The organism is Amycolatopsis rhabdoformis (genome assembly GCF_035918295.1).
Classification (GTDB): Bacteria; Actinomycetota; Actinomycetes; order Mycobacteriales; family Pseudonocardiaceae; genus Amycolatopsis; species Amycolatopsis rhabdoformis.
This window is the reverse complement of record NZ_CP142149.1, coordinates 6,365,560-6,377,446: the sequence shown is the minus strand read 5'-3', so window position 1 is coordinate 6,377,446 and position 11,887 is coordinate 6,365,560. Positions and strand designations below refer to the sequence as shown.

Sequence of the window (11,887 nt, the reverse complement as noted above, 5' to 3'; positions counted from 1 at the left end):
CCTCAGTGCCGCGGAGGGCCATCTGCGCTGCGGGGCGTTCGGGCCGAGCGGTCGCATTGGCCACGGACACTGCGCGCGCTGTCGAGGGTCCACTCTGTATCGCTGGGCGGGCGCCCCGGCTTTCGAGCCCACGCACTGAATCCCGGCCGCGGCCGGTTCTCCGTCAACCCCCGAGGAACGTCCCCACCTCATCCGCCGCCGGCGCCGCCACCGTGATCGGTGTGCCCCAGTCCGAGTAGTGCGCCGTGATGCGCGCGGCGGTCTGAGCACCCGACGCGTGCAGCGCGGGGGACAGGTCGAGAACGAGTTGCAGCGGCCGGTCGTCCGAGTCGAGCCACAGGTCGAGGGGGACCTTGGTGCCGGTGCCGCCGAGTTGGGTGATGGCGTCGGCGGGGAGGCCGGCGGGGAGTTGGGAGCCGAGGTGGGCCAGGTCGACGTCGACGCGGTAGTGGGTGGCGTCGGTGCCGTCGAGGGTGGTGGGGTCGCTCGAGGCGAGGGTGCCGGCGGTGCGGACCTGGTCGAGCGTGCGCGCGGGGTCGTTCTGTTCGGCGAGCTGGGCGAGGCTGCCGCCGAGGACCTGGGAGAACGGGTCGCTGCCGTCGGGCGACACCTGCACCCAGGGTTTGTGGTCCGTGACCTGGTCGAGGGCCGTGGAGGGGACCTTCGCGTACAGCTTCTGCGCCACCAGCCGCAGTTCGAGCGGCTCGCCGAGGTAGTCGGTGGTCATCCGCAGCGCGGTGCCGGCCGGGCCGAACGCGGCCTCGCCCTGGCCGTGGGACACGACGGCGCCCGCGGTGACGTCGGTGGTGAACCGGGCGGAGTGGCCGGCGGCCGTGGCCGCGATGGCCGCGTCGGCCAGGGCGCGGGCGTCGGCGAAGCGGTCCGGCGATGCGGAGCACCCCGCGATCACGAGCAGCGCGGCGCACGCCACGGCCGTCCTGCGCATCCGGAAAACCCCGTCCTGACCGGCGGAAAGAGACCCAACAAAAGCACAGGCGCGGCCGAAGACCCGTTCGGGGGAAGCGGAATCACGCGTAGTAGCGCGAAGGGCGCCCCGACCGCGGTCGGAGCGCCCTTCGGCGAAGCGGAAGTGGGTCAGCCGCCCATCTTCTTCGCGATTTCGCCCATGTCCGTGATCTGGTCGGCCGGCGGAGCCGTGACGTTGACCGCGGTGCCCCAGTCGCTGTACTTGATGGTCATCTTGCCCGTGCCGCCGGAACTGGCCGCACCCGCGCCCATCGCCTGCATCATGGCGCTCTCGTCCATCGTGATCTGCAGCGGAAGCTGGTCCTTGTCGACCCAGATCTCGGCCGGGATCTGGATGTCCTTGCCCTTGATCATTTCCTTGACCTTGGCGCGGGTCGCGTCGTCGGCCGAGGCGAGGGTCTTGTCGATCGACTTGGCGAGGTCGATCTCCACCTTGTAGTGGTTCACCGGCTGACCGTCGAGGGTGGTCTGGTCGGAGCTGACGATCCGGCCGGCCTCGCTGATCTGGTCGAGGATCTTGGTCGGGTCGCTCTGGTCACCGGCCGAGCCCATGCTGCCCGACAGCGCCTTCGACAGCGGGTCGTTCGAGTCGGGCGAGATCTTCACCCACGGCTTGTCGGTGCCCATCTGGGCGAGTTCCGCGGCCGGGAGCTTGATGTACATGGTCTTGTCGAGCAGCCGCATCTCCATCTGCTGCCCGTCGGTGGTCATCGTCATCGACATCTTGAGGTCGGCCGGGTCGTAGGACGCGATGCCCTCGGCAGTCACGGTCTTGCCCGCCGCCGACATGGTCATCGACATCTTCGACGACTTCGTCTTCGTGGTGCCCTGCTTGGAAGCACTGGCCAGCTCGAGCACGTTCGCGAACGGCGCGGCGATCCCCGAAGCCGCCTTGTCCCCGGCCGGAGCCGCGGTTCCGCTCTCGGACTTGGAACCACAGCCGGTCAGCACGAGCGCCAGCGCGGCACCCGCGGCGACGACGAAAGTGGTTTTGCGCATGCAATCCCCCTAGGAAGGTCAATACTCCACTCGCAGTATCGCTGGATCGGGGCAGCAGTTACGCCCTTTCGGTCACAATTTGGGTAGTCGATCACCCGTTGTGCCGTCCACCTGCCGAGTGTTCATGGGACGCGCGGTGACGGCCGGCGGTTCCGCCGGATTCAGCGCGTGGCGACCGGCAGCTCCTCCAGCCCGTGCATCAGCGCCGAGAAGCGCCAGCGCGCGGGATCGGCGCCATCGGCGAGCCGCAGGGCCGGGAACCGCTCGATGAGCGCACCGAGCGCGACCGCGCCCTCCAGCCGCGCGAGCGGCGCGCCGAGGCAGTGGTGGATGCCGTGGCCGAACGCGACGTGCCCGCCCGCCGGCCGCGTCACGTCCAGCTCGTCGGGGTCGGTGAACCGCTCGCCGTCGCGGTTGGCCGAGAGCAGTGACACCGAGAGGAACTCGTCCGCCGGGATCTCCACGCCGCCGACCGTGATCGGGGCGGTGGTGAACCGGGTGGTCGCGATGTGCACCGGGCCGTCGTAGCGCAGGAGCTCCTCCACGGCGTTCGGCACGAGCGAAGGGTCGGCCCGCAGCGCCTTGAGTTGGCCGGGGGCGCGTAGGAGCGCGAGGGTGCCGTTGGCGATCAGGCTCACGGTGGTGTCGTGCCCGGCGATCACGAGCAGCTCGGCCATGGCCACGAGCTCGTGCTCCGTGAGCCGGTCGCCGCTGTCGGTCACGGCGACCAGATCGGACAGCAGGTCCTCGCCCGGTTCGGCCCGCTTGGCGGCGACGAGCTCACGCAGGTAGGCCAGGAACAGCTCGGACGCCTCGACGAGCCGCTCGTCACCGGCCCCGGTGATCACCTCGACCCACGAGCCGAACTTCTCGCGGTCGGCTTCGGGCACGCCGAGCAGCTCGCAGATCACGATCATCGGCAGCGGCGCGGCGAAACCCGCCACCAGGTCCACGCGGTCCTGGTGGGCCATGGCGTCGAGCAGCTGCGCGGTCACGCTCTCGATCCGCGGCCGCAGGCGTGCGATCGCCCGGGTCGTGAACACCTTCGCCACGAGCCGCCGCAGCCGGGTGTGGTCGGGCGGGTCGCTGTTGAGCATGTGCACTTCGAGCAGCCGGAACGCGGGCGACAGCATCGGGAACGACGCACCGTGGCGCTCGGCGATGAGCTGTGCGCGCAGGCCCTCGTCCTTGTGGACGTCCGGGCTGGTCAGGACCTGTTTCACGTCCTCGTACCGGGTGATGAGCCACGACCGCATCCCCCGCGGCGTCTGCACGAGCCGTACAGGCGCTTCGACCCGCAGCTTCGCTTCGATCTCGTGGGGGTTCTGGACGAACTCGATGTCGAGGGTGAAGGCCTCGGGGTCGGTCGGCACGGGCAGCGGCTCCTCGTGGTGGATTGCCGGTGGTGGGAATGTCCACCCCATCGGCTCCCCGCGCGGTTGCCAACCTCCGGCCGCCGTCAGCGCCCGTTTTTCCCGCGATCTTGGTTCACTCGGCGCCGCCGGCGCGCGAAACCAGCAGCCGCCGCAGCGACGTGAGCCGCTCGGCGCTCGCGCGGCCCTCGGTCACCACGGCGTCGAGCGCGCAGTTCGGGTCTTCCGGCGGGCCGAGGTGGCCGCAGTTCGTGGGGCACTCCTCGGCGGCCTCGGCGAACTCCTCGAAGGCGTTCACGATGTCGTCGGCGGTTACGTGCGCCAGCCCGAACGACCGCACACCGGGCGTGTCGATCACCCAGCCGCCACCGGCCAGCGGCAGCGGCAGCGCGACGGCCGCCACGGACGTGTGCCGGCCCTTGCCGACGGCGCTCACCACGCCGGTGGCCAGCGACGCGTCGGGCACCAGCCGGTTGACCAGGGTGGACTTGCCGACGCCGGAGTGCCCGACCAGCGCCGTGACGCGGCCTTCGAGGCGTTCGGCCAGGCCTTCGGGCTTCTCGTCGTGGCGCGTGACGACGGCGGGCACGTCGAGGCCCGCGTAGCTCGCCAGCAGCTCGTCGGGGCTGGCGAGGTCGGCCTTCGTGAGGCAGAGCACCGGCTCGAGGCCGCCCGCGTAGCAGGCGACCAGGCACCGGTCGATGAAACCGGCCCGCGGCGGCGGGTCGGCGAGCGACGTGACGATCAGCAGTTGCGCGGCGTTCGCGACCACCACCCGCTCGTACGGGTCGGTGTCGTCGGCCGTGCGGCGCAGCACACTGGAGCGCTCGTCCACGCGCACGATGCGCGCGAGCGTGTCGGGGAGGCCGGACACGTCGCCGACCAGGGCGACCATGTCGCCGACCACCACCGAGACGCGGCCCATCTCGCGCGCCCGCATGGCCGTGACCACCCGATCGGGGTCGGCGTTCACCGCACACGTCCAGCGGCCGCGGTCCTTGCCGATCACCATGGCGGTGACCGCGTCGGCGTGTTCGGGCCGGCGCTTGGTACGGGGCCTGGTGCCCTTGCCGGGACGCACCCGCACGTCGGATTCGTCCAGCCTGCTCCAGTCGCCTCGCGCCAAACCGCCCACCGTCCTCCCGCTCGTCCTGCCTGGTCGAAATGATCCCATGCCGGTCGCGCCCGGCCGGGCCTGCGTGTAACGATGGCGTCTTGAGAGGTGCGAGGAGGCTGGCATGTGCGGCCGTTACGCGGCGACGAAGGACCCCGCGAAGCTGATCGACGAGTTCGCCGCGGTCGATCTGACCGAGGGTGCCGCGCGCGAGGACTACAACGTCGCGCCCACCAAGAACGTCGTCATCGTGGTCCAGCGGCATCCCCGCGACGCCGAGGGACAGGTGCTCGAGGACGAGCCCGCTCAGCGTTCGCTGCGGATCATGAAGTGGGGCCTGGTGCCGTTCTGGGCGAAGGACCCGTCGGTGGGCTCGCGGATGATCAACACGCGTGCCGAGACGGCGGCTGAAAAGCCTGCGTTCAAACGCGCCCTGAAGTCGCGCCGCTGCCTGGTGCCGGCCGACGGCTGGTTCGAGTGGCGGCGCACGGGCAAGGAGAAGGAGCCGTTCTACATGACGGATCCCTCCGGCGCGTCGCTCGCGTTCGGCGGGATCTGGGAGAGCTGGCGCCCGAAGGACGGCTCGTCCGACGAGCCGCTGATCACGTTCTCCATCATCACGACCGACGCCGAGGGCCAGCTGAGCGGCATCCACGACCGCATGCCGCTGATCGTCCCGCGCGAACACTGGAATGGCTGGCTCGATCCCGATCAGTCCTCAGTGGACGGTCTGCTCGTGCCGACCCCGCCCGAGTTCGTGGAAACCCTCGAACTGCGGCCGATCTCGACGCTCGTGAACAACGTCCGCAACAACGGCCCCCAGCTCCTGGCCCGCGCCGAACCCGCCGCGGCCGACTCGGACGCGCTGTTCTGATGACCACGCTCGAGATCGACACCCCGCACGGCCTGGCCCGCGCCGAACTCCACTGCGCCAAGGACGGCGCCGCCGTGCTGCTGCTCGGCCACGGCGCCGGCGGCGGCATCGGCGCCCGCGACCTGGTCGCCGTCGCCCGCGCCGCCACGGCCGTCGGCGTGCACGTCGCCCTCATCGAGCAGCCCTACCGCGTGGCGGGCCGCCGCGCCCCCGCTCCGGCCGGCCAGCTGGACACCGCCTGGCTCACCGTGGCCGACGAACTCACCGCCCACTTCGACGCCCTGCCCTTCGTCTTCGGCGGCCGCTCGTCCGGTGCGCGCGTGGCCTGTCGCACGTCCACGGCCGGGCAGGCGGTGGCGGTGTTGTGCCTGGCGTTTCCGGAGCATCCACCGGGTAAGCCGGAGAAGACGCGGCAGCCGGAGCTGGACGCGGTGTCGGTGCCGACGCTGGTGGTGCAGGGCGAGCGCGACCCGTTCGGCCGGCCGGCGGCGGGGCCGCACCATGAGGTCGTGGTGGTGCCGGGGGATCACACGTTGTCGGCGGATCTGGATGCGGTGTCCCGGGCGGCGGAGGAGTGGTTGGGGAGGGTTTTGAGGCCGCATCTGTGAGCCGTGCTGCTTGGGGTGTTGCGGCGCTGCTTGGGGTGTCGCGGCCTTCGGTCCGGAGCTGGCCCGTGGGGCCGGTTGCGGTTCAGCGGTTGTGGGCCATGAAATCCGGATCTTCCAGGCACCGGAGAAGTTGTCCACAGGGTCCGCCCACTTGTGGACAACTTGCCCACTGAACCGTCTGCCAGGCGTTTTTGTCGGACCTGGCCGGTAGAACGGGCTTGGGGACGCCCCCCTTGGGAGGGCGGGGGCTTTGTCTCGGCGGGGCGAGGGCGGCCCATGGGTCTGGCCAGCCGGCCCCCCTTGTCGGCCGTCCAACCCGGAGAGGACGCCGCCGGGCGCGCACGTGCCGAAACAGAGCCTCACCCGGCGATCGAGGCCACCAGAGCCCGGGTCAACCTCACCAGATCCTCCGGCGCCAACTCCACCTCGAGCCCCCGCCGCCCGGCCGAGCAGAACACCGTCGAAAACCCCGACGCCGAACCATCGATCACCACCGGCAACCGGCTCCGATGCCCCAGTGGCGAAATCCCCCCGAGCACATACCCGGTAGCCCGCTGAGCCGCCGCCGGATCCGCCATCCGCGCTTTCTTCCCCCGGCCGCGGCCGCCAGCGACTTGAGGTCCAGCGACCCGGTCACCGGCACCACACCTACAGTGAGCTTCCCGTCCACCTCGGCCACCAGCGTCTTGAACACGCGAGCCGCCTCCAGCCCCAGTGCCTCGACGGCCTCCAGGCCGTACGACGAGGAGCGCGGATCGTGGTCGTACGCGTGCAGCGTGTGTGCCACCTGCTGTTTCGTGAGCAGTGCCGTCGCCGGAGTTCCCTTGCCCGCCATGGGATCGGAGTCTACGAAGGAGGCGGGAATGGACGCTCACCACGTTCTGTTGAAAGGGATGTGACCACGACGCTGACCACTGCCCGCCCTCGTAGGCGCAGCACCGAGCAGGGCCTTCCGAGCCCCCGCGTAAACTCGGCGTTGCCGTATGCGCAGAAGCGCATCGACGCCGAACGGGAAGGTACCGGTTTGCCGAGCACCCCGAACACCGCGCCGGAGACGGTGGCCGACGAGCTGGAGCTCACGGAGCGCTTCGAGCGCGACGCGATGCCCCTGCTCGACCAGCTGTATTCGGCCGCGATGCGGATGACGCGGAACCCCTCCGACGCCGAGGACCTGGTCCAGGAGACCTACCTCAAGGCCTACGCGGCGTTCGCCTCCTTCAAGGCCGGCACGAACCTCAAGGCGTGGATGTACCGCATCCTCACCAACACCTACATCAACGGTTACCGCAAGCGTCAGCGGCAGCCGGTGCAGCAGCCCACCGAGGAGATCACCGACTGGCAGATCGCCAAGTCGGAGAGCCACACCTCGAGCGGCCTGCGGTCGGCCGAGGTCGAGGCGATGGACAACCTGCCCGACACCGACGTGAAGGGCGCGCTGCAGAAGCTGCCCGAGGAGTTCCGGCTGGCCGTGTACCTGGCCGATGTCGAGGGCTTCGCGTACAAGGAGATCGCCGAGATCATGGACACGCCCATCGGCACCGTGATGTCCCGTCTGCACCGCGGTCGCGCGCAGCTGCGCGACCTGCTGGCCGACGTCGCGCGCGAGCGCGGCTTCATCCGCGGTGACCGCGAGGAGGTGGCGAAGCGATGAGCACGGGTGAGGCTTCCCACGAAGCCGAGGACAAGGTCCGCTGCGAAGAAGCGCTTTCCGAGATCTACCTGCTCCTCGACAAGGAGTGCAGCCCCCTGCGCGACGCCGAGCTGCGCCGCCACATCGAGGACTGCCCGCCGTGCCTCGAGGAGTACGGGATCGACGAGCAGATCAAGCAGCTGCTGCACCGCAAGTGCGGTGGTGACCTGGCGCCGGCGGACCTGAAGACCCGCCTGCGCGCCTCGATCCGCCAGACCGTGGCCACCCGCGGTGGCGTCACGGTGGAGCGCACGGAGATCACCGTCGAGCAGCGGACCGGCGAATAACCCGCAGCTCACAGACGACGACGGCCCCCGTACCAGCTGGTGCGGGGGCCGTGTCGCGTCCGGACGCCGGAATCAGGCGTTGGGCTTCTTGCCGTGGTTCGCGCCGTTCTTCTTACGGTCGCGACGCTTGCGGGCGCGCTTCGACATGCTTCACTCCTCGTGGTTCGCGCTGGATGGCCCGGGTGCGGGGTGCCGGAGCACCGGCCGGGCTCGGGTCAACCGCTCCAGTGTGTCATGCGTGCCCCGGCTCACCTGCGGCGCCCGTGCTCATCGCCGTCCGCTCTGGTTTGATGGGCGGATGACCCAGACGCTCGTCGGCGCCGAGTAGCTCGTGTCCACGCTTTCCGATCTGCTCGCCGAGAACACCGGCCTCCCCGGCGAGGCGGCCGACCACCTGCAGACCGTGGTCGCGGAGTGGCAGCTGCTGGCCGACCTGTCGTTCGCCGATTTCCTGCTCTGGGTCCCCGTCGCGAAGGACCTGCAGCCCGAAGGCGGCGATTTCGTGTGTGTCGCGCACGCCCGCCCCACCACGGCGCCCACCGCGCACCCCGAGGACGTGGTCGGCACGCGGTTCACCGTGGCCGAGCACCCCGAGCTGGCCAAGGCCGTGCGCGAGAAGAAGATCGGCCGCGAGGAAGACCCGCACTGGTACCGCGACCTGCCGATGCGCCGTGAAGCCGTGCCCGTGAGCTTCGGTGGCGAGGTGATCGCCGTGCTGAGCCGCGAGACGAACCTGGCCGCGCCGCGGGTGCCGAGCCCGCTGGAGATCGCCTACCTCGGCAGTGCCGGCGACCTGTGCCAGATGATCGTGGACGGCACGTTCCCGCCCCCGGGCGGAAACCAGGCCGACACCCACACCAGCCCCCGCGTCGGCGACGGTCTCATCCGCCTCGACCCGAGCGGCACCGTCGTGTTCGCGAGCCCCAACGGCCTGTCGGCCTACCACCGGATGGGCCACGAGTCCGACCTGGTCGGGCAGCGCCTGGCGCCGCTCACGCGCTCGCTGATCCGCGACCCGTTCGACGCCACCGAGGTCTCGCACCGCATCATCGAGGCCCTCGACGGCAAGCCCTCCACCCGCACGGAAGCCGATTCGCGCCGCGGCGCCGTGGTGCTGTTCCGCGCGCTGCCGCTGCGGCCGTCGGGCCAGGCGGCGGGTGCGCTGGTGCTGGTCCGCGACGTCACCGAGGTCAAGCGCCGCGACCGCGCGCTGCTGTCCAAGGACGCGACGATCCGCGAGATCCACCACCGGGTGAAGAACAACCTGCAGACCGTCGCCGCGCTGCTGCGGCTGCAGTCGCGCCGCACGTCGAGCGAAGAGGCCCGCCTCGCGCTCGGCGAGTCCGTGCGCCGCGTGTCGTCGATCGCCATGGTCCACGAGGCCCTGTCGATCTCCGTCGACGAACGCGTGGACCTCGACAAGCTGCTCGACAACGTGCTGCCGATGGTCGGCGAGGTCGCCACCGCCGAGTCGCAGGTGGGGCTCACGCGCAAGGGCTCGTTCGGCATCGTGATCGCCGAGATCGCGACGCCGCTGGTCATGGTGCTCACCGAGCTCGTGCAGAACGCCATCGAGCACGCCTTCCCGCAGGGCCGCCCGGGCAAGGTCGAGATCATCGTCGAACGCTCGGCGCGCTGGCTCGACGTCCTGATCCGCGACAACGGCCGCGGCCTGCCCTCGGGCTTTTCACTGGAACGCAGCGACGGCCTGGGCCTGCAGATCGTGCGCACGCTCGTGGAATCGGAGCTGCGCGGCTCCCTTTCGCTGCGCAAGGTGCGCACCGATTCCACCGGCGCGCGCGTGCCGGGCACCGAGGCCGCGCTGCGCATCCCGCTGTCGCGCCGGCTCTAGGCCAGCCAGTAGTCCACGCGCTGTCCGTCGGTGTCGGCCACGAAGATCACCGCGTCGGCACCGCCCAGCTGGGCCGGGGTCAACGGCAGGTGGCCGGGCAGGATCGGCTCACCGGCGCCGGTCGACGCCGGCAGCGCAGCGCGGAGGGCCGGGGCCGGGAAAAACGCGCGGCGCGTGGTCGCCGCGGCCAGCTCGCCTTGCAGCGTGCCCGGCTCGCTGTGCGGGTTGGCGTCGGTGGCCACGAAGACGTAGCGCTCGCCGAGCGTCAACGCGACGAGCGCGCCGGCGCTGCCCCAGGTCGCCTCCTCCGGGCCCATCTGCATGGTGGACACCGCGCGCTGCAGGTGCACGTTGTGCGCGAACACCAGGCTCGGCCCCCGGTGCCGCTCCTGCTCGACCATCGCGAGCAGGTTGTCGGCCATCATCTCGGCGCGCAGGCCGAGCAGCGTGCCGAAGCGCTCGGGCGAGGCGAAGGCCATGGCCGCGTGATAGCGAAGCAGGCCCACGGCGGTGCGCGCGTGCGCGGCGGCGAGCCGGTAGCCGGCCGGGTCCGCGGGCTGCCGCATCGGGGCCGCGCGGCGCAGCGCGCTGACCAGGTCGTCGGCGACGATCCGCAGCGCGTGGGCGCGGTCCGAGCCGCCGATGGAGGCGGCCGCGTCGTACATCGCGGCCTCGTTGGTCCAGTCGCCGTCTTCGCCGAGCAGCGCGTCGAGGTCGGGGATCGGGGGCCGCAGCGCGGCCGGCAGGAACTCGAGCACGGTCGTCAGCGAACGCCGTGGGCTCGGCGCGGAGGTGGTTTCGGTCGGTGCGTCGAAGCCGTGGAAGCGCACCTGGTCCTCGGGCGCGCGGCCGGCGTTGTGCTCGCGCAGCCACTGCACGAGCTCGCGGTTGCCCGGCACGTTGCCGAACCAGTGGCTGAAGCCGGTTTTGAGCACCTCGTCGAGGTCACCGGCGCCGCCGGTCACGTAGTCGTCGACCACCGACGCGGCGAACACGTCGGTCTCCAGCGCGATCGACCGGTATCCGCGCTCCACCAGAACGGTGAGAAGTTCGTTGCGCAGCAAGGGAAACGCGGCGATCCCGTGGGTCGGCTCGCCGAGCGCGAGCAGCGCCGGCGCCGGCAGCTCGTCGACGGCCCGGCCCAGGGCTGCCGCGTCGTCGAGCTCACGGCCGATCCCGCGCGGTGTGGTGCTGGTGGACATGGTTGACCCCTTTTCTCCCGAAACCCTGTCCTCGACCGTATCGTTGAAGAATCGAGTGAAACTTCGACGCGATCCACCTGCAGCTGAAGTCGAAAACCCTCAATCGGAGGTACGACCTGCGGCCCATCGACCTGGCTCGGGAGCACGGGCTGTCCGCTCAGGCGGTGCGCAACTACGACGACGCCGGCGTGCTCCCGCCCACCGAGCGCAGCGACGCCGGCTACCGCCGCTACACGCCCCTGCACGCGCAGGCCTTGCGCGCGTTTCTCGCGCTGCGCGCCGGCCACGGCCACCAGCCCGCCACGGAAATCCTGCGCTCGATCCACCGCGGCGACACCGACGCGGCCTACCGCCTCCTCGACACCGCGCACCTCGCGCTGCTCGCCGAGCGCGACACCCGCGCCGAAGTCGCCGCCGCGCTGAGCACGTTGTCCGCTGGCACCCCGTTCCACGGCCGCGCGCTCACCGTCGGCGAACTCGCGCGTCGCCTCGACGTCCACCCGGCGACGCTGCGCGCCTGGGAGACCGAAGGCATCCTGCACCCCCACCGCGACCGGGTCACCGGCTACCGCGAATACGGTCCGGACTGCGTTCGCGACGCCGAGATTGCCCGGCAACTGCGCCGCGGCGGCTACCGGCTGAGCCAGGTCGCGCAGTTCCTCGACTCCCTGCGCGAGGCCGGTGGCGCCGAGGCGTTGAACGATTTCCTCGACGCCTGGCAGCACCGCCTCGCCGCCCGCAGCCGCGCTCTGCTCGCCGGGGCCGCGCAACTCGACGCCTACCTCACCCTGGTCGGCGCCTGACCTGGCCCGAGCTTCACGGCCAGGCTCCGGTGAGCAGCGGGCCCTCGGCCTGTGTGACGGTGTGGCCAAGCCGGTGGATACTGGCCACACCGTCGTGC

At 71.1% G+C, this 11,887-nt stretch carries 12 protein-coding genes and 1 pseudogene; 6 read left to right on the top strand and 7 right to left on the bottom strand.

Annotated features, from left to right (window positions below; all coding sequences use genetic code 11):
- Positions 1-163 precede the first annotated feature (163 nt).
- From VSH64_RS29260 to rsgA, 4 genes are all read right to left on the bottom strand, one after another.
- Positions 164-946 carry a hypothetical protein gene (locus tag VSH64_RS29260; RefSeq protein WP_326565947.1) on the bottom strand — a complete coding sequence of 261 codons (783 nt, stop codon included), beginning with the start codon at positions 944-946 and terminating at the stop codon, positions 164-166.
- 149 nt (positions 947-1,095) lie between these two features.
- Positions 1,096-1,986 carry a hypothetical protein gene (locus VSH64_RS29255; RefSeq protein WP_326565946.1) on the bottom strand — a complete coding sequence of 297 codons (891 nt, stop codon included), beginning with the start codon at positions 1,984-1,986 and terminating at the stop codon, positions 1,096-1,098.
- Positions 1,987-2,147: 161 nt separating this feature from the next.
- Complete coding sequence (locus VSH64_RS29250) at positions 2,148-3,359, bottom strand: cytochrome P450 family protein (protein WP_326565945.1); 1,212 nt, start codon at positions 3,357-3,359, stop codon at positions 2,148-2,150.
- 115 nt (positions 3,360-3,474) lie between these two features.
- Positions 3,475-4,485 carry a ribosome small subunit-dependent GTPase A gene (gene rsgA / locus VSH64_RS29245; protein ID WP_326565944.1) on the bottom strand — a complete coding sequence of 337 codons (1,011 nt, stop codon included), beginning with the start codon at positions 4,483-4,485 and terminating at the stop codon, positions 3,475-3,477.
- A gap of 112 nt (positions 4,486-4,597) precedes the next feature.
- Here rsgA and VSH64_RS29240 point away from each other — a divergent pair, with 112 nt between their 5' ends.
- Positions 4,598-5,347: an SOS response-associated peptidase gene (locus VSH64_RS29240; protein ID WP_326565943.1), complete on the top strand. Its 750-nt coding sequence runs from the start codon at positions 4,598-4,600 to the stop codon at positions 5,345-5,347.
- Positions 5,347-5,955 carry an alpha/beta hydrolase family protein gene (locus VSH64_RS29235; protein ID WP_326565942.1) on the top strand — a complete coding sequence of 203 codons (609 nt, stop codon included), beginning with the start codon at positions 5,347-5,349 and terminating at the stop codon, positions 5,953-5,955. The genes VSH64_RS29240 and VSH64_RS29235 overlap by 1 nt, the downstream gene beginning before the upstream one ends.
- A 359-nt stretch (positions 5,956-6,314) precedes the next feature.
- Here the strand turns inward: VSH64_RS29235 and ybaK are convergent.
- Positions 6,315-6,790 (bottom strand): annotated as a pseudogene (gene ybaK / locus VSH64_RS29230) (Cys-tRNA(Pro) deacylase).
- 189 nt (positions 6,791-6,979) lie between these two features.
- On the opposite strand from ybaK, the gene VSH64_RS29225 reads away from it, so the two are divergent.
- Entirely contained in the window at positions 6,980-7,606 is a 627-nt protein-coding gene (locus VSH64_RS29225) for a sigma-70 family RNA polymerase sigma factor (RefSeq protein ID WP_326565940.1), read from the top strand.
- Positions 7,603-7,932, top strand: coding sequence for a mycothiol system anti-sigma-R factor (rsrA, locus tag VSH64_RS29220; RefSeq protein ID WP_326565938.1), 330 nt, complete (start codon positions 7,603-7,605; stop codon positions 7,930-7,932). Before VSH64_RS29225 ends, rsrA begins: the two co-directional genes overlap by 4 nt.
- A gap of 72 nt (positions 7,933-8,004) precedes the next feature.
- On the opposite strand, the gene VSH64_RS48550 is transcribed toward rsrA, so the two are convergent.
- Positions 8,005-8,079 (bottom strand): 50S ribosomal protein bL37, encoded by a 75-nt coding sequence (locus VSH64_RS48550; RefSeq protein WP_098515123.1) that lies wholly within the window; start codon positions 8,077-8,079, stop codon positions 8,005-8,007.
- A 184-nt stretch (positions 8,080-8,263) separates the two neighbouring features.
- Between VSH64_RS48550 and VSH64_RS29215 the strand changes: the two genes are divergently transcribed.
- Positions 8,264-9,784 (top strand): sensor histidine kinase, encoded by a 1,521-nt coding sequence (locus VSH64_RS29215; protein WP_326565937.1) that lies wholly within the window; start codon positions 8,264-8,266, stop codon positions 9,782-9,784.
- Here VSH64_RS29215 and VSH64_RS29210 read toward each other — a convergent pair.
- Positions 9,781-10,986 carry an erythromycin esterase family protein gene (locus VSH64_RS29210; protein ID WP_326565936.1) on the bottom strand — a complete coding sequence of 402 codons (1,206 nt, stop codon included), beginning with the start codon at positions 10,984-10,986 and terminating at the stop codon, positions 9,781-9,783. The two genes, VSH64_RS29215 and VSH64_RS29210, sit on opposite strands and share 4 nt — an antisense overlap.
- A 116-nt stretch (positions 10,987-11,102) precedes the next feature.
- Between VSH64_RS29210 and VSH64_RS29205 the strand changes: the two genes are divergently transcribed.
- Positions 11,103-11,789 (top strand): MerR family transcriptional regulator, encoded by a 687-nt coding sequence (locus VSH64_RS29205; protein ID WP_326838050.1) that lies wholly within the window; start codon positions 11,103-11,105, stop codon positions 11,787-11,789.
- The last annotated feature ends 98 nt before the right edge of the window (positions 11,790-11,887 follow it).